The organism is Acinetobacter gyllenbergii (genome assembly GCF_001682515.1).
Lineage (GTDB): Bacteria > Pseudomonadota > Gammaproteobacteria > Pseudomonadales > Moraxellaceae > Acinetobacter > Acinetobacter gyllenbergii.
The window spans coordinates 103,529-122,856 of sequence record NZ_KV575271.1 but is presented as its reverse complement, the minus strand read 5'-3'; the positions used below and the strand labels follow the sequence as shown (position 1 = coordinate 122,856).

24 protein-coding genes are annotated in these 19,328 nt (G+C 42.5%); 6 read left to right on the top strand and 18 right to left on the bottom strand.

Annotated features, from left to right (window positions below; translation table 11 throughout):
- Positions 1-55 precede the first annotated feature (55 nt).
- The 7 genes from atpA to NG55_RS19315 form a co-directional block, all read right to left on the bottom strand.
- Positions 56-1,600, bottom strand: a complete 1,545-nt coding sequence (atpA, locus tag NG55_RS19345; RefSeq protein ID WP_004656522.1) for a F0F1 ATP synthase subunit alpha — start codon at positions 1,598-1,600, stop codon at positions 56-58.
- A gap of 42 nt (positions 1,601-1,642) precedes the next feature.
- Positions 1,643-2,179 (bottom strand): F0F1 ATP synthase subunit delta, encoded by a 537-nt coding sequence (locus NG55_RS19340; RefSeq protein ID WP_016542588.1) that lies wholly within the window; start codon positions 2,177-2,179, stop codon positions 1,643-1,645.
- 11 nt (positions 2,180-2,190) lie between these two features.
- Positions 2,191-2,661 (bottom strand): F0F1 ATP synthase subunit B, encoded by a 471-nt coding sequence (locus tag NG55_RS19335; RefSeq protein ID WP_004656525.1) that lies wholly within the window; start codon positions 2,659-2,661, stop codon positions 2,191-2,193.
- A gap of 39 nt (positions 2,662-2,700) precedes the next feature.
- Positions 2,701-2,946: a F0F1 ATP synthase subunit C gene (atpE, locus tag NG55_RS19330; RefSeq protein ID WP_000424060.1), complete on the bottom strand. Its 246-nt coding sequence runs from the start codon at positions 2,944-2,946 to the stop codon at positions 2,701-2,703.
- An 82-nt stretch (positions 2,947-3,028) separates the two neighbouring features.
- Positions 3,029-3,904: a F0F1 ATP synthase subunit A gene (atpB, locus tag NG55_RS19325; protein WP_016542587.1), complete on the bottom strand. Its 876-nt coding sequence runs from the start codon at positions 3,902-3,904 to the stop codon at positions 3,029-3,031.
- Positions 3,905-4,004: 100 nt separating this feature from the next.
- Positions 4,005-4,403 (bottom strand): ATP synthase subunit I, encoded by a 399-nt coding sequence (locus tag NG55_RS19320; protein ID WP_016660529.1) that lies wholly within the window; start codon positions 4,401-4,403, stop codon positions 4,005-4,007.
- Positions 4,404-4,573: 170 nt separating this feature from the next.
- The gene (locus NG55_RS19315; protein WP_065344151.1) at positions 4,574-5,413 is read right to left on the bottom strand and encodes a metal ABC transporter substrate-binding protein; all 840 of its coding nucleotides are present in this window, start codon (positions 5,411-5,413) and stop codon (positions 4,574-4,576) included.
- Between the two features lie 221 nt (positions 5,414-5,634).
- Between NG55_RS19315 and NG55_RS19310 the strand changes: the two genes are divergently transcribed.
- From NG55_RS19310 to znuB, 3 genes are read left to right on the top strand one after another with little or no spacing between them, the layout of a single operon-like run.
- Positions 5,635-6,132 carry a transcriptional repressor gene (locus tag NG55_RS19310; RefSeq protein ID WP_023271000.1) on the top strand — a complete coding sequence of 166 codons (498 nt, stop codon included), beginning with the start codon at positions 5,635-5,637 and terminating at the stop codon, positions 6,130-6,132.
- Complete coding sequence (gene znuC / locus NG55_RS19305) at positions 6,105-6,893, top strand: zinc ABC transporter ATP-binding protein ZnuC (RefSeq protein ID WP_023271001.1); 789 nt, start codon at positions 6,105-6,107, stop codon at positions 6,891-6,893. Before NG55_RS19310 ends, znuC begins: the two co-directional genes overlap by 28 nt.
- Positions 6,894-6,896: 3 nt before the next feature.
- A complete protein-coding gene (gene znuB / locus NG55_RS19300; protein ID WP_016542582.1) occupies positions 6,897-7,706 on the top strand; it encodes a zinc ABC transporter permease subunit ZnuB in 810 nt (269 codons plus the stop codon).
- 6 nt (positions 7,707-7,712) lie between these two features.
- On the opposite strand, the gene NG55_RS19295 is transcribed toward znuB, so the two are convergent.
- Complete coding sequence (locus tag NG55_RS19295) at positions 7,713-8,339, bottom strand: LysE family transporter (RefSeq protein WP_065344150.1); 627 nt, start codon at positions 8,337-8,339, stop codon at positions 7,713-7,715.
- A gap of 158 nt (positions 8,340-8,497) precedes the next feature.
- Between NG55_RS19295 and NG55_RS19290 the strand changes: the two genes are divergently transcribed.
- The 3 genes from NG55_RS19290 (at position 8,498) to NG55_RS19280 (ending at position 12,205) form a co-directional block, all read left to right on the top strand.
- Positions 8,498-9,418 carry a Dyp-type peroxidase gene (locus NG55_RS19290; RefSeq protein ID WP_065344149.1) on the top strand — a complete coding sequence of 307 codons (921 nt, stop codon included), beginning with the start codon at positions 8,498-8,500 and terminating at the stop codon, positions 9,416-9,418.
- Positions 9,419-9,590: 172 nt separating this feature from the next.
- On the top strand, positions 9,591-11,381 hold the full coding sequence (gene argS / locus NG55_RS19285; RefSeq protein WP_023271004.1) for an arginine--tRNA ligase: 1,791 nt from the start codon (positions 9,591-9,593) through the stop codon (positions 11,379-11,381).
- A 212-nt stretch (positions 11,382-11,593) separates the two neighbouring features.
- Positions 11,594-12,205, top strand: a complete 612-nt coding sequence (locus NG55_RS19280; protein ID WP_016542578.1) for an SPOR domain-containing protein — start codon at positions 11,594-11,596, stop codon at positions 12,203-12,205.
- Between the two features lie 55 nt (positions 12,206-12,260).
- Here NG55_RS19280 and NG55_RS19275 read toward each other — a convergent pair whose 3' ends face one another.
- From NG55_RS19275 to guaA, 10 genes are all read right to left on the bottom strand, one after another.
- Entirely contained in the window at positions 12,261-12,914 is a 654-nt protein-coding gene (locus tag NG55_RS19275; protein ID WP_065344148.1) for a glutathione S-transferase family protein, read from the bottom strand.
- A 97-nt stretch (positions 12,915-13,011) separates the two neighbouring features.
- Positions 13,012-13,410: an OsmC family protein gene (locus NG55_RS19270; protein WP_065344147.1), complete on the bottom strand. Its 399-nt coding sequence runs from the start codon at positions 13,408-13,410 to the stop codon at positions 13,012-13,014.
- Complete coding sequence (locus NG55_RS19265; RefSeq protein ID WP_065344146.1) at positions 13,407-14,354, bottom strand: pirin family protein; 948 nt, start codon at positions 14,352-14,354, stop codon at positions 13,407-13,409. The genes NG55_RS19270 and NG55_RS19265 overlap by 4 nt, the downstream gene beginning before the upstream one ends.
- A 167-nt stretch (positions 14,355-14,521) precedes the next feature.
- Positions 14,522-14,761, bottom strand: coding sequence for a DUF2798 domain-containing protein (locus tag NG55_RS19260; protein WP_065344171.1), 240 nt, complete (start codon positions 14,759-14,761; stop codon positions 14,522-14,524).
- A gap of 44 nt (positions 14,762-14,805) precedes the next feature.
- Positions 14,806-15,102, bottom strand: a complete 297-nt coding sequence (locus NG55_RS19255; protein WP_023271009.1) for a DUF3861 domain-containing protein — start codon at positions 15,100-15,102, stop codon at positions 14,806-14,808.
- Between the two features lie 20 nt (positions 15,103-15,122).
- Positions 15,123-15,512 carry a transcriptional repressor gene (locus NG55_RS19250; RefSeq protein ID WP_023271010.1) on the bottom strand — a complete coding sequence of 130 codons (390 nt, stop codon included), beginning with the start codon at positions 15,510-15,512 and terminating at the stop codon, positions 15,123-15,125.
- A gap of 14 nt (positions 15,513-15,526) precedes the next feature.
- Positions 15,527-16,054, bottom strand: a complete 528-nt coding sequence (locus NG55_RS19245; RefSeq protein ID WP_065344145.1) for a PadR family transcriptional regulator — start codon at positions 16,052-16,054, stop codon at positions 15,527-15,529.
- A gap of 196 nt (positions 16,055-16,250) precedes the next feature.
- Positions 16,251-16,859, bottom strand: a complete 609-nt coding sequence (locus NG55_RS19240; RefSeq protein WP_081409019.1) for a hypothetical protein — start codon at positions 16,857-16,859, stop codon at positions 16,251-16,253.
- Entirely contained in the window at positions 16,834-17,715 is an 882-nt protein-coding gene (locus tag NG55_RS19235) for a DNA cytosine methyltransferase (RefSeq protein ID WP_065344144.1), read from the bottom strand. The genes NG55_RS19240 and NG55_RS19235 overlap by 26 nt, the downstream gene beginning before the upstream one ends.
- A gap of 4 nt (positions 17,716-17,719) precedes the next feature.
- Entirely contained in the window at positions 17,720-19,288 is a 1,569-nt protein-coding gene (guaA, locus tag NG55_RS19230) for a glutamine-hydrolyzing GMP synthase (protein WP_016542562.1), read from the bottom strand.
- Positions 19,289-19,328: the final 40 nt, after the last annotated feature.

The window sequence follows — 19,328 nt, the reverse complement described above, 5'->3', positions numbered from 1 at the left end:
GCTCTTTCGAGCTTCCGAAGGTTGATCCGTGAACCAAACTTAACTAAAGATAAACTTAGTAAGTTTGAGTCGCTTTGAAGCTCTCAATACCTGCTTTGAACGCTGCTTCGATGTCTTTGTTGTAATCACCAGTTTCATCGATCTGTTGCATTAACGCAGCATGTTCAGAACGGAAGTAAGAGATTAACGCAGCATCAAAGTCTACGATTTTCTTCACTTCTACGTCAGCCATGTAGCCTTCGTTAGATGCATATACAGAAACAGCTTGGTCAGCAATTGAGTATGGAGCATATTGTTTTTGCTTCATTAACTCAGTTACACGTTGACCATGCTCAAGTTGCTTACGTGTTGCTTCATCAAGGTCAGAAGCAAACTGAGCAAACGCAGCCAATTCACGGTATTGTGCTAGAGCAGTACGGATACCACCAGACAATTTTTTGATGATCTTAGTTTGAGCTGAACCACCAACACGTGATACCGAGATACCCGCGTTCACAGCAGGACGAATACCTGCGTTGAATAATGATGTTTCTAAGAAGATCTGACCGTCAGTAATCGAAATTACGTTGGTTGGTACGAATGCAGATACGTCACCAGCTTGAGTTTCAATGATCGGTAATGCAGTTAAAGAACCAGTTTGACCTGTTACTGCACCGTTCGTGAATTTCTCAACATAATCAGCTGAAACGCGCGAAGCACGTTCAAGAAGACGCGAGTGAAGATAGAATACGTCACCTGGATACGCTTCACGACCTGGTGGACGACGTAACAATAATGAAATTTGACGGTAAGCAACAGCTTGCTTAGACAAATCATCATAAATGATTAACGCATCTTCACCACGATCACGGAAGTATTCACCCATTGTACAGCCAGAGTACGGAGCTAAATACTGCATTGCTGCAGGATCAGCGGCCGCAGCTGCGACAACAGTTGTATACGCCATAGCGCCAGTTTCTTCTAGCTTACGTACTACGTTTGCAATTGTTGATTGTTTTTGACCAATCGCAACGTATACACATTTAATGCCAGAGTTTTTCTGAGCGATGATCGCATCGATCGCCATTGCTGTTTTACCAGTTTGACGGTCACCAATAATCAACTCACGCTGACCACGACCTACAGGGATCATGGTATCAACTGATTTATAACCAGTTTGAACAGGTTCGTCGACAGACTGACGCCAAATTACACCTGGTGCTACTTTTTCAACAGCATCAGTTAGTTTTGCATCAATCGGGCCTTTACCATCAATTGGATTACCCAAAGCGTCTACGACACGGCCAAGAAGTTCAGGACCAACCGGAACTTCTAATACACGACCTGTACAACGAGCTTTTTGACCTTCTTGCAGGCTTAGGTAGTTACCTAAAACAACGGCACCCACTGAATCCTGTTCTAGGTTCAGTGCCATACCAAATAAGCCGCCGTCGAATTCGATCATTTCACCGTACATTGCATCTGCAAGACCGTGAATACGCACGATACCGTCAGATACCATGACGATGGTACCTTCATTCTTCGCGGTCGCGCTGGTGTCCAGATCGCCGATACGCTGTTTAATGAGCGCACTGATCTCGGATGGATTCAGTTGTTGCATTGCGCTATTCCTCAATCTTTTTTAAGTTCAGTCTTATTGCTGTTAGGCAAGAAGACGAGTCCGCATTTTTTCAAGCTTGTTAAGCGCAGAGTCATCTATCACTTGGTCGCCTGCACGAATCACAACACCTGCGATCAACGCTGGATTAACGTTAACAGAGACATGAACTGTTCTGTTAAAACGTTTTTCAAGCGCGTGAGCTAAAATATGCTCTTGTGTCGCATCCATTGGGAAAGCAGATTCAATCTCTACTTCCAATGTGTTGTTGTTCTGCGATTTAAGTAATTCGTATTCTGCTGCGATTTCAGGCAATAAAACCAAACGATCGTTGTCTGCAAGCAAGGTCAAAAAATTTGACACTGATTGAGACTGATCTTCACCTAAAACCTTGGCAAAAAGACCTACTTGTTCCGCAGGAGTCAGCTCAGGGCGATTTAAATAAGCGGAAAATGCTTCGTCTTGCACCGCAGCACCGAGCAGTTGTAACGCATTTGACCAAGCGTCAGTTGCATTCTGCTCAGATGCATAAGCAAATGCTGCTTTGGCGTACGGGCGTGCTAACGTCAAGAGTTCAGCCATATTCGCCTCGCTTAAAGTTTAGCAGCCAGCTGATTCAGCATGGCATTATGAGCTTCTGCGTCAACTTGTTGGTTCAGAATTTTTTCTGCGCCAGCAACTGCCAAAGCAGCAACTTGTTGACGTAATTCTTCGCGAGCAGAATTGATGTCTTGATCAACAGTTTCTTTCGCCTGTTGACGAATACGCTCACCTTCAGCAGATGCTTGGGTACGCGCTTCTTCGATCAATTGTGCTGCACGACGGTTCGCTTGTTCGATCAATTGAGCCGCTTGTGCTTTTGCTGCGTCTAATTCTGCCTTAACTTGTGCTTGCGCATCAGCAAGGTCAGCTTTTGCTTTTTCAGCAGCATTTAAGCCATCAGCGATTTTACGCTGACGCTCACTAATCGCATTGATTAGTGGAGGCCATACAAACTTCATGCAGAATGCGACAAAGATCGCAAATGCAATTGCTTGGCCAATCAATGTGAGGTTGATATTCATTTCGCTATTCCTCAATATGTGGATTTAGGAATTAAGCTATTAACCTACAAATGGATTAGCGAAGATGAAGAACAAGCCAATACCAACACCGATCATAGGCACAGCATCAAGAAGACCCGCGATTAAGAACATACGAGTTTGAAGTTGTGGAGCCAATTCTGGTTGACGAGCAACAGCTTCTAAGAAGCGACCGCCTAAAAGACCGAAACCAATCGCAGTACCTAAAGCACCGAAAGCGATCAAGATAGCAGATGCAATTGCAACTAGACCTAAAGTGAGTTCCATGAAAAATTCCTCAGAGGTTAGGTTATTACCAAATTAAACTAAAATTTAAGCCCAACTGTCAGGTGACAATCAGGCAATACCATTAATGCTTTTCGCTTGCCATGCTCAAGTAAACGATGGTCAGCATCATAAAGATAAATGCTTGCAGCGTGATTACGAGAATGTGGAAGATAGCCCAAGGCACAGATAACGCCCACTGGATCCAGAACGGCAATAATGCGATCAAGATGAAGATCAACTCACCCGCATACATGTTACCGAACAGTCGTAGAGCTAACGAAACTGGACGAGCAAGGAAAGTTACTAATTCCAAAATTAAGTTCACTGGAATCAATAACGCTTTTGCAACTGGGTTACTTGGGTTGAATGGGTTAAGTGCCAATTCACCGACGAAACCGCCGATCCCTTTCTCACGAATACTATAGAACAAGATTAAAACAAATACAGACAACGACATACCAAGGGTAATGTTCGGGTCAGTAGAAGGAACAACCTTGAAGTAAACGTGGTGAGGGTCCATGCCAAATACGTTTGCACCAATCAATTGAGCTGTATACGGAATCCAGTCAACTGGGATTAAGTCCATTGCGTTCATGAGGAAAATCCACACGAAAATGGTTAATGCCAAGGGTGCAATTAAGCGTGATTTGCCGTGGAAAGTATCACGAACACTTGAGTCAACAAACTCGATAATCATTTCAATTGCTGATTGGAATTTAGTTGGAACACCTGCATTCGCAGCTCTCGCAACTGTCCAAAACAACAAACAGAAAATCACACCAAGTCCGATAGACCAACCCATTGAATCCAAGTGAATTGCAGTGAACCCCATCGAATGAGCTTCTTCAGCAGTCTCAGCCAATTTCCATGTACCGTCAGGCATTTTGCCATAGGTCATATTGGTCAAGTGATGCTTGATATACTCGGTCGAAGTCAGGGCATGTTCTTCAGCAGCCATAAATCACACCTGGTCAATGTCAATCATTAAAAAGAAGTAGAAACGAATCAAGCGGATGGCAAAGATCCCGTCTCTACTTCCAAAAATCTCAAAATGTGCCTTACCCTCGTTTTTGTAGACGTGCCACCCAAAATGGCGCGACCCACGACATCGCTTGTACGAGAATAAATCCACAAAACAATGCAACCGGTGACAGCGGTTTAACATTGCTCAAAATTAATATAAAACCCACAATCACAATCGCAAACTTACCGAGCATTCCTCGGTACATATTCAGCATGACTTGTTTTGATGCTCTTGCGCCTGCCGTTCTAAACGACTGCCAAGCAAAATAACAATGTGCCAACCAACATACCAAAGCCCCAAGCGCAGCACTCAAAGCAGCAGTTGTATCTTTGATTGCCCATGCCAGTAAAGCGGCAACAGGAATCATACACGCTTGTAAGAAGACCAAAGCTTTTGCTAATCGTCGGTCAATCATGCGACTAGTTTGGCTCATTTTTTACCCACTTACAGCAGAACTGCTTGACAAGTTTTAATCATGATCGTTTCGAATCGCAGGCATTATAGAGTTACACCCCTGAACATGCAATCTTTTCTCGACTTAAGTCTGCTTTTTTCGTTACCATATTTTTTGACGATAGAGTCAATTGATTTTTATTTTTTTGATCAATTTTGTGCACTTATTACGCATTTATCGGTTTTTGAAGCCAATTTTTGCCACGCTGTTACAAAATTGTCTTCGCCGCGCATGCTTTCATCGACTGACTGGAAAACTACTGGGTTCATTTTTTGGTACTGACTGGCACTTGCTGTCGTTTCGGCCAATAGACACATTTTATTTTGCGGACGATTGTCTCTTAAGTACTTAATTTGAGCTGCCGTTGGGGCAATATGTGGATCATCGGTCAATGCACCCGCAAATTTTAAGTTCAAAGCACGTTCTAGATACTGATAGGCATCATGATAAGACCAATAGTTTTTGGCTTTATTCGAGCTTTCATATTGTTGTGAGGCTTGCAGCATCTGCTGAGAGAATTCTTTGGCATTGGCCATGTATTTGGCTTTATTTTCTGGGTATTGTTGAGAACGCAAAGTTGCAATAAAGAAAGCGATCCGAACCGCATTATTCGGATCTAACCACACATGACTATCTACGGTATTGGCCATAGATACACCACGTAAATTACGTAACGGCAAAGCGGTTAAAATGCCTGAGTCTAATAAAGCAATTGCTTTACGGTTTTGGTTCAGCATTTTTTCCAGTGGCGCTTCATGGGCTTTACCCAGCCAAATCACCAAGGAAGCATCTTGAATCGCTTTACGATGGGCGGGTGTGAGTTGCACATCATGGCCACTTTGATCTTTCAATAACAGGATCGGCTCTTCTACTCCGTCTGTCACTTGTTTAGCAATCAAATAAATTGGGTGTGTTGAAACCACCAAGCTTTGTGTCCAGCCCCATGTGCTTAACATCGAAAACAAGACCAAAACAATTAGGCGAGACATCACAGCATTACTCAATTTAGCGAAGCATGTTATAATATAACAAAAGTTAAAAAATGCCTATGTCTATTTTCGAGATTCATCACCTGAACAGACTTGGCTTTAACTATATATAGATAGTTATCCTAAATTGCGTGTTATGATATTGAATCTATTGTAAGGTCATCAGCCTTTATGGCGCTGTAACAGATCAATAGGTTCTACAAAAACAATGAGGTCAATCTATGAGTTCTTGTTCACATGAACATGACAATGCATTACATGGTGTTCATGGTCATCACGATATTAAAGCGCGACTTGCTGAAGCAGAATTGTTATGCACTGCGACTGGCGCTCGCCTGACCCCTTTGCGTAAAGAAGTGCTTGAACTCATTTTGAATGCCTCTGGCCCAATGGGTGCTTATGACTTATTGGCAAAAATTAAAGGCCAAGCAGACCGCCCTGCTGCCCCACCGACAGTGTATCGCAGTTTAGACTTTTTATTAGAAAAAGGCCTCATTCACAGACTGACCTCAATCAATGCCTATATACCTTGTTGCCATCCACGTGAAGGACACCAAGCTGCTTTCCTGATTTGTACCGAATGCCATTCTGTCAAAGAGGCTTCTGCGCAAGGCTTGATTCAACAACTCGACCAACTTGCCGCCTCAGACCAGTTTTTAGCGCAACACAGCATTATTGAAATTTCTGGAAAATGTCATCAGTGCAGCATACGCCAGTAAACACTCCGCTTATACAGTTGGAGAAAGTCTCGGTTCGACGTGACGAACGGGATATTTTGAGAAATGTCGATTTTGCTTTGCAGTCAAAAGAGATTGTGACGCTGATTGGTCCCAATGGCGCAGGCAAATCAACCTTAATCAAAGTACTCCTTGGCATCATGTCACCCAATAAAGGCAAGGTGCGCTTTTCAAAAAAATTAAAACTGGCTTATGTGCCGCAGAAGTTTAATCCGTCTGCCAGCCTGCCTTTACGGGTACAAGATTTACTTGATCTTGAAATCTGCAGCGCTGATTTACGTGCAGAGATTGTCCGCGACACCGGCATCCAAAAATTACAAGCATCCAAAGTACAGCAGCTATCAGGCGGTGAACGGCAACGCGTTTTACTGGCTCGAGCCTTACTGCGGCAGCCTGATATCTTAGTCTTGGATGAACCGATGCAAGGTCTGGACATCCAGTCCGAAGCTGAACTGTATGAATATGTACGCAGCTTACCCGAACGCTATGGTTGTGCCGTCCTGATGGTGTCGCATGATTTGCAATGGGTCATGCAAGGTACGCATCGTGTGGTCTGCCTCAATAAACACATCTGTTGCAGTGGTTTGCCTGAAAATATTCAACAGCATCCAGAATATCAAGCCATTTTTGGCACACAACGAATGTTCTATCAGCATCACCATAATCACTGTGGGCATAGTGATCATGCCGAACCTTGTTCTCACGATCCACGTCCACACATTCACCCAGAGCCAAAGGTCTAAGCCATGATGGAATGGTTACAACTCCTCCTACCTGCTTGGATCATGGGGTCATTGCTGGTTTTTCTGACCGCTCCACTCGGTTGCCTAATGCTGTGGCGCAGAATGTCTTTTTTTGCCGATACCATGGCTCACGGCACCCTACTGGGGGTCGCAGTTGCAGGTATTTTAAATTTACCTTTCTGGTTGGGTGTTGCCTGTCTGGCGCTGTTACTGGTTGCATTGCTGTGGGTGCTGCATGACTCTCGCCTTCCCAATGATGCCTTGCTCGCTTTAAGCTCTGCGACCCTACTCTGCTCAGGCTTACTTTTGATTCAACAAGTGCCAAGTCTACGCCCTGAATTGCTCAGCTATTTATTTGGTGATTTGCTCAGTATCGAATGGTCTGATTTACCGATGTTTGCCGTGGTCATCATCGCCGCATTGATCGTACTGTATCGCTCTTGGTCAGCACAAATTCAAATTGCGATTGATCCTGATATTGCTATGAGTGAAGGCGTCAGTGCCAATTGGCAACGCCTGATCTTTATGTTGTTATTGGCATTGTTTACGGTACTGGCTTTACGTGCGGTGGGTTCATTATTGATGGGTGCACTGTTGGTGATTCCAGCACTTAGCGCACGCTTACTGGCGCACTCTCCCAAACAGATGGTGGTCTGGGCTTTTATTCTGGCACAGCTTGGCGTCACAGTTGGCCTATGGTCAAGTGCTGCCTTAAATATTTCAACAGGCCTGAGCATTGTGTTGTGCATGGCACTGTGTTTTGCTGCCATTTTTATCGTACAGAAACTCAAAAGCCAGTCACAATCTGCCTAACGAGGTTTAGGCCGATTGCTGAATGGCACTCAATAATAAGGCTGCGCAACTGAACATCACCGCAAAACCACGATTTAAGTATTTTTGCTGTGTCGGTGAACGAAGCAGTCTCAATACTTTCGATGCTAGTCCGGTATAACCCGCCATGACAATCAGGTCGATCGTCACCATTGTCGTCGCCATGATGCAGTATTGCAGCCATTGCGGTCGATTCAAGTCCAAAAACTGTGGCAAAACAGCCAATAAAAACACGATTGCTTTGGGGTTGCTCATATTCACCACAAAGCCTTTAAATACCAAAGCCAAGGCAGATTTATCATTCTGCTCCTGTTGAATCTCGATGTTCTGAATGGGTGCTTTCCACTGCGTATAAGCCAAGTATAGTAAATAGATCACCCCAAACCATTTCACCACCTGAAAGGCCCAAGGTGTGGTCGCGAACAAGACGCCGACACCTGCTGCAACAATCATGATTTGAATGATCAACGCGACTTGCAGACCTATGACATTCCAATAGCCATGTCGAAATCCATAGTTTAACCCACTCGACATTGAGGCAATTGCGCCAGCACCTGGTGAAACACTAATCACCCAGCACGCCAACATAAAAGCAAACCAAACCTGCACAGCCATAGCAAAAGAGTTGAACAATAAAAGATGAATTATACCGTTTTATCAACGCCTCGCGATGATATTTTAGGCAAGAAAATTTAACAAATAAGCTACTCAGTCCTCATAACATCAGGCACAATTATCCTTTTTGCCCCTTAAAAATAACTAAGGAGATTTTAATGACTGCGCAATCTGTCATTCTTCCATTACCTTCCGACCATGCCCGCTTTATTGTTTTACGTTTAAAAGATTTAAGCATTGCTGAATTAAAACAACAAATTGAAGCGCTACTTTCGACCCGTGACCGTTTAATCACACAACACCCGAATGACCAGATTAAAACAGCCATCGCGTTTGGTCCTGAACTGTGGGCACAACTTTATGCTCAAACCCCTAAGGGCTTTAAGCAACTCGACCCGCAACAGGGTGCGTTTCAAATGCCTGTGGTACCCGCTGATGTATTTATTCATATTGCCAGTGCCCGTGCTGATATCTGCTTTGCCATGAGCCAAGCCTTCTTTAATGGTATCCAAGATAAAGTAGAGGTCTTGGACGAACGTGCATGTTTCCGCTTCTTTGATGGCCGTGACATGACTGGCTTCATTGACGGCACTGAAAATCCGCAATTCCCTGATGACCGTGCTGAAGCGGCACTACTTCCTGAGGAGGCAGAGGCGTTTGCTGATGGTAGCTTTATCTTTGCGCAACGCTATATCCATGACCTAGCAAAATGGCAACAACTCAAAGTGGATGCACAAGAGCATGTCTTTGGTCGTACCAAACTCGAGTCAATTGAACTGGATGATGACATCAAACCACAAAACTCGCATGTGGCACGTACTGTCGTGGAAGATGATGAAGGTGAAGAAATGGAAATCTTGCGTCACAGCCTGCCTTATGGCGATGGTAAAGGTGAGCAAGGTTTATTTTTCGTCGCTTATACCAACCAGCTCAGTATTATTGATGAAATGCTAAAACGCATGTTTGGCACCACAGGTGATGGTATTCATGACCGCTTATTGCATTTCACCACTGCCATTGATGGTGCTTATTATTTTGCGCCAAGTGATGAACTATTGGAACAAATTTTAGAAGACTAAAATACCAAGATGCTATATCTATCAAGGGTATAGCGTCTTCAACACACAACTTAAAAACATGAGCTTAAAAAGTTTTATAGGAATATGTTAATTCCAGATCATTCCCACTCCCCCTAAGCCGATAAAGTTTGCTATATTGTTCGTTTTTCCGCGACATTTATTTTCGGTAACTATGAATACGGCAATACAAGCAGCTCTCGATCATGCGGTACAAACCCTGCAACAGCAAGGTGTACTTCCTTCCGATTGGACCAACACGAGCCATTTAACCCGTACCAAAGACCGAAGTCACGGAGACTTTGCTTCAAATATTGCCATGATCGGCTCAAAAGCAGCTGGCATGAAACCACGCGATCTTGCTGAAAAAATCTTGGCAGCCCTCCCAGAAGTGGCTGATATTACCAAAGCAGAAATTGCAGGTCCGGGTTTTATCAACTTCTTTTTAAATGCAGACCAACGCTATGCCGTGCTTGATCAAATCCAAGCACAAAAAAATGACTATGGCCGCAGCCAAGCCAATGCAGCTAAAAAAATCCAAGTCGAGTTTGTCTCTGCAAACCCGACCTCTAGTCTGCATGTCGGACATGGTCGTGGCGCAGCCTATGGCATGACGGTTGCAAATCTATTAGAAGCAACAGGTGCAACAGTTGATCGTGAATACTATGTCAATGACGCAGGCCGTCAAATGGACATTTTGGCGACTTCAACCTATCTACGTTATTTAGAATTGACGGGGCAAACTTTAGTTTTCCCTAAAAATGCCTACCAAGGCGACTACGTTAAAGAAATCGCTCAAGAAATTATTGATAAAGATGGCAATGCACATGTTCGTGCGGTTGCTGACATTTATAAAGATGTACCCGAAGATGTTCAGTACGCTGAAGAACTCGATGCAGAGGGTAACAAAGTTGTCCTTTCTGGCGACAAAGAAAAACACATTGATGGTTTGATCGCAAACTCACAACAACACTTGGGTGCAGACTACCGTGTTTTCCATCAAGCAGCGTTACATGCTATCTTAGATGACATCAAAGATGACTTGGCTGACTTTGGTGTGACCTTTGACAAATGGTTCAGTGAAGACTCTTTAACTGACAAAATTGACGAAGCACTGGAGACATTAGACCAACGTGGTTACCTCTATGAAAAGGACGGTAATATCTGGTTTAAATCAACTGAATTTGGCGATGAAAAAGACCGTGTAGTGAAACGTCGTAATGGTCAAACCACTTACTTTGCTTCTGACATCGCCTATCACTTGAATAAACTACAACGCGGCTATACTGACCTGATTGATATTTGGGGTTCTGACCACCACGGTTATATCTCACGTGTTAAAGCAGCCATTGATGCCATGGGCTACGACTCGAAGAAACTGACCGTACTTTTGGTTCAGTTCGTGAGCTTGTGGCGTGGTGGCGAGATGGTACAAATGTCATCTCGTTCAGGTCAATTCGTGACTTTACGTGATCTACGTAAAGAAGTCGGTAATGATGCCGCGCGTTTCTACTATGTGATGCGTAAGTCTGAACAACACATTGACTTTGACCTCGATCTTGCTGTTTCACAAAGCAAAGACAATGCGGTGTATTACATTCAATATGCCCATGCACGTATTTGCCGTATGTTAGAAAAAGCAGCTTCTACGGGGATCAGTTTTGATGCTGTTGCGGCACGTGAACAAGCCAATCATTTAGAACTTGATGCTGAAACTGAGATCTTATCTAAGCTTGCTGCTTATCCAGATATCTTAGTCCGTGCAGCCAATGCCTATGAACCACACCAAATTGGTAACTATCTGAAAGAGCTCGCTGCCCTATTCCATGCTTGGTACAACGAACATAAAGTATTGGGTGATGATGTGGCACTGACACAAGCACGTTTATTACTTTCAATCAATGTACAGCAAGTTTTGCGCAATGGCCTAGAATTGCTCGGTGTATCCGCTCCTGAAGCCATGTAATAAAGTGAAGCGAAGCTTCACACATGGCTGCAAGACCGAAAGCTATGCTTGAGGTGAGCGGTAATCAGCAAAGCAACGTTTTAAATACATGTAAACTTAAGCCATCATTGTTAAACAATATGGTAAACAAAGCATTATTTTTAAACATAATGCTTTGTTTTTAAGCAGATTCAAGTTACAAATAACCTAATAGGATCAAGAGGAATTTTCCGGTGTTTGGAAAAACGCAACGTGGTGTATCTGAACGACCAAACAAGCCAAAAAAACCGCTCATTCCAAAGTGGTTAGGAATGCTTGTCGCAATTCTCGCGATCCTATGTGCTGCGGTAATGTTAATGCTTTGGCAACCTTGGCAGCCAGTTCCTGCAAAAAATCAGGTAACCTCAGAACATTACCAAGAAGAAAATACCAATAAAGACTACCGTTTTTATGATTTACTGCCTCAGCAACAAGTAACTCCAATTCCGGAACAAGCTGTGCCTGAGGCCAAACCTCAGGGCAATGTTGTGATTATTGAGTCACCAAAACCTGAGACCACTACAACAGAAGATCCAAGCGGCATCACACCAAGTGAACAAGCTGCTGCACCTGCACATGCGACTTATATTTTACAAGTACGTAGCTACCCTGACCCAGACAGTGCCGACGCACGTCGTGCAGAAATCATCCTGAACGGTTTATCTGCAGATGTGGTGAAAAGTGTTGAAAATGGTCAGACATGGTATCGTGTGTTCTCTGGCCCTTATGACAGTCAAGATTCAGCATTGGCAGCGCAACAAACCCTGCAACATAGTGGTATTGATTCGATTGTGATTAAACGCTAAACCAATTCAGCATAAAAAAGGGAACAATCTGTTCCCTTTTTTATACTCAAAAAATTTATGCGCATTGCGAATGCAGGCTTCTTTGCTCAGCACGTTGAAAGGCTGGGCGTTGCTGAACCCGTTGCACAAAGGCTTGAATGTTTGGATATTTACCGTGTAAACGGTTTTGGATGGCAATCAGTGGAAAGGCCATTTGAATATCGGCAAAAGAAAAATCACCTGCAAAATAATCATGTTTTGCCAGATAATCTTCAAGATACAAAATATGTTCTTTCACTCGTGGACGTACGAAGCCAGCTTTGACGCCATCACTAATTTTTTCAGCAATCGGGCGAATGACCCATGGAACATGTTTGCTGACATTGTTCATCACCAAGGTCATGACCAATAAAGGCATCAATGAGCCTTCTGCATAGTGCATCCAATATGAATATTGACGCTGCTCAGCCGGTTGTTGCGGTTTAAATTGATGTTGAAGATCATACTGTTGTTGCAAGTAATCGAGAATCACAGCAGATTCAACAATCACATCTTCACCATCCACTAAAATCGGTGCTTTACCGAGTGGGTGGATCTGTTTGAGGCTGTCTGGTGCTGAGAAATTGGCTAACCTTTGATAATACTCAACTTGGCAATCCACACCAAGTTCTTCTAATGCCCACAAGATACGGAACGAACGTGAACATTGTAGGTAATGTAAGGTAATCATTTTTGTGCCTGCTTTTTAGCTGCGTAACTATGGTTTTAGTCCCTCGCATAGTTACGCTTAGAATTATGTTTTGCCCAAGCACAATAGCACTTTAGTCTTAAAGAATCGTGGTCTGAATGTCTAAACTACGTAACAAAGTTTTAGTAACAGGGGTTTTGCTACAGACATTGAGAAGCTTTTCTTTTAAATCTTGTGAAACAGGCTGTTCAAATATTACACGGCGTTCGATTCGTTCCTGTTGTTCGCGATTGGTATGGAAGTCCACTTCAACTGAAAACGCACCCAAATCCATTTCCTTATGTTGCGCGTACATCCGCAAGGTAATCATTGTGCAGGAGGCCAAGCTTGCAGTAAGAAAATCATAAGGTGCTGGACCTGTATCATGTCCACCGAACTGTTCTGGCTTATCGGTAAGAAATTGATGTGTACCACTCTTCACCTCCCCCTTCCAAGGTTCTGGCAAAGTCTGGACGGTTGCACTGGCAATAATACTCATTTTGATGCCCTCATTTGATCAGGTAATACAGGTGCTTCTAGACGCTTACCTTGGTAATCAGGAATTTCTCCAAAACGAGCATCATGATTAATCCAATCCTCACGGGCTTGCTTTAAACCATCCATCGTCCGTCCCACGAAATTCCACCACAGTAAAATCGGTGATTCAAACGGTTCACCGCCTATCAGCAGTAAACGATGACCTTGGGTGAGTTCCACTTCAATTTCAGTTAAACCCGTTTCTAAAACCACCATATTATCGGCAGTCAGTTCATGCCCATTAACGCGGGCTGTGCCTTCCAAGGCCATAAAGGCGTATTCAAACTTTGGATTCAGTGGAATACGGGTTTTGGTATCGGCTTGTGCAGTCAGATCCACACCCACCAAAGGGGTATGCACGTGTACAGGTGAAGTTGTGTCAAGGAAATCCCCAACCAGTACCGTAAACTCAACCTGATCTTTATTCACGATTGGCAATTCTGGATAGTGCTCAAACTTAGGCTCTATATTCAGTTTGTCATCTGGTAGGGCAATCCAGAGCTGGGCAGCGTGCATTTTAGTTTCAGTATCTGGTGCAACTTCCGTGTGTGAAATCCCACGACCTGCCGTCATCAAATTAACCTGCTTGGGACGAATTAACTGTTTTGAACCCAGACTATCGGTATGCATCATGGTGCCTTCAATCATCCATGTAAACGTCTGCAAACCAATATGCGGATGCGGCCCCACATCTAAACCATCGCCGGCTGGAAAACTCACTGGCCCAGCATGATCTAGAAAACACCATGCCCCGACCAAACGTTTTTGTCGGCTCGGCAAAGCACGTTTAATCACGGTTCCCTTGCCAATTTCAGCAGAACGAATGGTAAATTCTTGAATAAATTGATTGATATACGTTTCGCAGTCTTTTGAATCAGAAATATCGTAGTCGTTATTATTGCTCATGATATTGCTCTCTTTTACCTATGCTATTGCAATGAGTTGATAGCTTGATCTTATCAATACAATCATTCAGCAATATAGTCTTTTAGTAATACACAGAGTGTTATTCATGGGACAATCTCTACCCCCCCTTTTTTTGATACCCCGAAATAGAAAATGCTCGAATTGCATTAATGGGTTTGCATCTCGACGATCAAGCCTGTTATGCGACGTACAATAGGTAATAAAAACATGACCAATGGATAAGCAATCAGCCAAGAAAACATCCATGTTGCTGACCATTTACTTAAAAACCCAGGAATGAAGCCAATACTCATCCACATATTGGCCAATGATAAAGTTCCACTCATAAAAAATGATAAAATTAAAGGCAATATCCACGCTGCATATTTTGCTGGTAGTTTTTTCATCGACCACTTTTTAGCAACCAATTCGATATTATTGAAATTTTTCACTATTTCTTTACCTGTTGCTTTAAATTTTTCATGAATTGACCAAATTGCGGAAGAAATGCCTCAAATAAAGGATGATCTTTATTTTCCAACATCACTTCACTAAACAGCTTTAAACCCACTGCAAAGGATTTTGTGGTTTGATCATCAAAAAAATCAGCCTTTTTCAACCGTTCGACAATCTCGAAAATATCATCATGATTGCCCGTATAAAACTCCAAACGCTCGGTATAGGTTGAAACCTGCCCTTTCGCATCTTTTAAATGCTGTACTGTGACATGATATTGATGTTGTTTCATACTTCTGCTCCAAGAGGCTTTTAAGCACTCTCTTTAATTTCAACCTGCATCAGGTCGACTTGAAATTGATGAAATACCGCAGCCAAAGACTGTAAAAATGCGGTCTGTTTGGCCGTGGTTAAATCGGCGCAACGGATATGCAGCATTTGACTGTTAGGAATTGAAGGCAAATTAAACTTGGTCTCTGCCCGATGAAACTGATAACTGGCAATCAAGCCTGCCTGCACCAGATCACTGACCACCCGATACACCGTAGCCAAACTCAACTGCTGTTTCTGTTGATTCAGCTGTTGATAGATCTGTTTCACTGTGAGTTCTTCTGATTGTTGTGCCAAGACAGACAGCACCGACATCCGAGGATGTGTCACCCTTAGACCCGCCTGCTTGATTTTCTGTTGTAGCTCTAACATGTTTCGCTCCCAACTTATAAGCGTCCAATGGCGATGGCAGCCTGATCAATTTTTTCCGCAATTTGATGGATCTGTTCTTGCTGCAAATCTGTGATGTTCAGTTTTAAACGCAATGCCGTTTTTAAGTTTTCCATCGCGCGATGGATATCAATCAACTGATCATTATTGTGAATTTCACGTCTTAGTCGCAGTTTTTGCAATAAAGCGGCCAACATGTCTTGCTGCTCTTTTAAATAGCTGTCGCCATAGTCGGTAATCTGATATTGCTTACGTTCGGTATCCAGCACGCGAATCAAATTCATTTCTTCCAATGCAGTTAACGTTGGATAAATCGTTCCTGCACTTGGGGTATAGCCATCCCCGACCAGATCACTAATTTCTTTAATGATTTCATAGCCATGCTTGGGACTTTGCTGAATTAAATGCAGCACCAATAATTTCATGCGACCTGATTCAAATAAGCGACCACGGCGACCTGCTCGGTGGTGCTCTCGATGCTCGATATCACGCTCGTTTTCGTGATGATCTGATGCGTGTTTCATCTTTATTTTTCTCATGTTGCTCAATTTATGTATGTTAAGATATATCGTAATTAATCTTATAGCAAGTTAAGATATATCTTTAAATTTTAATTTTTTGATATTGAATGAGTTATTTATTTTACAGATCGATTTTTAGAAAAAGTTAAGTAATAAAAAAGAGCGTTTGAACGCTCTTACACTTCTTTTAATCCTATAATTATCTCAAGATTTTTAGCGCTGATATGATTTGTACTGGGGCAGGTTCTTCTAAATTTAGTTGTGATAAAAACTCAACCATCGCATCAAAACTACTTTCATTACCCAAAACAATTTCGTCGATACCTAATAAATCACCATTAATACGTTTTCTTTCTAAGCGTGTGGCCTCTTCTTTATCCATCGTTACTAAAAAGCACCTAGCCTTACGATGTACATATTTTAGAGAAACTGATTCCAAATCAGCCTGCTTATATCGCTCCCTTAAAGAGGTTTTTGCAGATATGGAAATCGGGCCGAACTCTTTACTATATACAATAAAATCAAAGTTTACATTTGGAACAAAGACGACTTTGGCTTGAACAAAAATAGGAGATACCCCATTTTTCAACATTATTGTAGCTAAAATTGCTTCAAATAACTTTCCATTTAAATTATTTTCACGTTGTGAATATTGTTGACAATAAACATTCCAGAGCTTAGATACTTGTTGACTAGGTAAAAGCCCTTCAAGACTTTCTGTTCTTTCCAGAACAAATTTATATGCTTCTAAAACTTTTCCACTAGCAACAACTTTATATTGCTCAATCAAATGTATAATGTTCTGCACTAATTTTTTCCTTAATTTTTTTATAAAACGCCTCTATAGCATCCACTGAAACGGAGTTTCCTAATTGCTTCATCGCTTCAACTTCAGATACAGGAAATTTAAAGTCTTGAGGAAATCCTTGCATTAGCTTACCTTCTTGTGAGGTTATACGCTTAATCTCACCATCTACCTTGTAAAATTCCCAATTTCGCCTATCACCATAAATAGATCCTCGCCCCCCAACACGCAAGGTAAAACCAATATCCTTTTCACAATTACCACCAAGCACATCACTCATCGTGAATTTTAAAGCTTTTTTCTCTGGTTCTTCAATTTGAGTTACCCCATCTTTAAAACCAATCATAAATAAACGTGGTCGATGCTGAGGTAAACCATAATCGCTTGATTTAACAATAAAACTCTGAAATGTATAGCCCAGACTTTCTAATTTTTCCTTAATAATACTAAAAGTACGTCCATTGTCATGCTTTAATAATCCACGAACATTCTCAAGAAAATACGCTTTCGGCTGTTTAACTTCTAAAATTTTTAGAATATTAAAAAAAAGTGTTCCCCGAACATCATCAAATCCTTTTTTTTGACCTGCCTGACTAAAAGGTTGGCAAGGAAAACCCGCACAAAGAATTTCATGATCAGGAATATCCTCTGGATCAACCAAAGTAATATCCCCATACATTTCTTCTGGTTTTATATGATGATTTGCTAAATATGTTTTAACAGCATTTTCATTAATTTCAGATGCAAAAACACATTTCGCACCTTGATTTGCAAGGGCTAGATGAAAACCACCTATCCCTGCAAACAAGTCGATGAAACGAATTTGTTGCAGCTGTTCTAAAAGTTGCAACTGTTTCATTTAATTATTCCCACTCAATCGTTGCTGGTGGCTTAGATGACACGTCGTAGACGACGCGTGAAACATCTTTAATCTCATTCATGATACGAGTTGAGATTTTATCAACCAATTCATATGGAAGATGTGCAAAGCGTGCTGTCATAAAGTCAACCGTTTCTACCGCACGAAGTGCAATCACCCATGCATAACGGCGACCATCACCAACAACACCCACTGATTTTACAGGTTGGAATACCGCAAATGCTTGTGCAGTTTTGTCGTACCAACCACTGTCACGCAGTTCTTGCATAAAGATGTCGTCAGCAAGACGAAGAATATCAGCATATTCTTTTTTCACTTCACCCAAAATACGCACGCCCAAACCTGGACCTGGGAACGGATGACGGTAAATCATGCTATGCGGTAAACCAATGGTTGTACCCAATTTACGTACTTCATCTTTGAACAAGTCACGTAATGGTTCAACCAATTCAAATTCTAGGTCATCAGGTAAACCACCCACGTTGTGGTGTGATTTAATTACGTGTGCTTTACCTTGTTTGCTTGCAGCAGATTCGATTACGTCTGGATAAATCGTCCCTTGTGCCAAGAATTTCACGCCATCAAGTTTACGTGCTTCTTCTGCAAATACTTCAATAAATTCACGACCAATGATTTTACGTTTTTTCTCAGGATCAACTTCACCTGCCAAAGCAGACAAGAAACGCTGTTCAGCATCGGCACGGATGACGCGAATGCCCATGTTTTCTGCAAACATTTGCATCACTTGATCACCTTCGTTTAAACGAAGTAAACCATTGTCTACAAATACGCAAGTTAACTGGTCGCCAATGGCCTTGTGCAATAACGCTGCAACCACAGATGAGTCCACACCACCAGACAAACCTAACAGAACTTTTTCATCACCAATTTGTGCGCGTAACTGTTCTACACGTAAATCGATAATGTGTTCAGGCGTCCACAGACCACGGCAACCACAAATCTGATGTACAAAGTTAGACAGTAATTCAGCACCTTTTGCAGTGTGAGTCACTTCTGGATGGAACTGAACACCATAGAAACGACGTGCTTCATCACTCACCGCAGCGAACGGGCAGCTTGGTGTACTCGCAGTCACTTGGAAGCCTTCTGGAATGGCACTGACTTTATCGCCATGGCTCATCCAAACATGAAGTTGGTTTTCACGATCTTGCAAGTTACCAATCAATTGATCACGTACTAGAATATCTACTTCTGCATAACCAAACTCATGTACTGTACCTGGCTCTACTTTACCGCCAAGTTGTTCAGACATGGTTTGCAAACCATAACAGATACCCAACACTGGTACGCCTAATTCAAATACAACTTGTGGTGCGCGTGGGCTTCCTTCTTCATGTACGCTTTCAGGGCCACCTGATAAAATAATCCCCTTCGGATTAAACGCACGAATGTCTGCTTCAGACATATCGAATGCATACATTTCAGAATAGACACCCGCTTCACGTACACGACGTGCAATGAGCTGGCTATATTGAGAGCCGAAATCCAAAATAAGGATACGATCTTCAGTAATTTGAGTATTGGTCGTCATGGTTCATCTTAAAGGCAAATGAATTAAGCGCCATATTCTA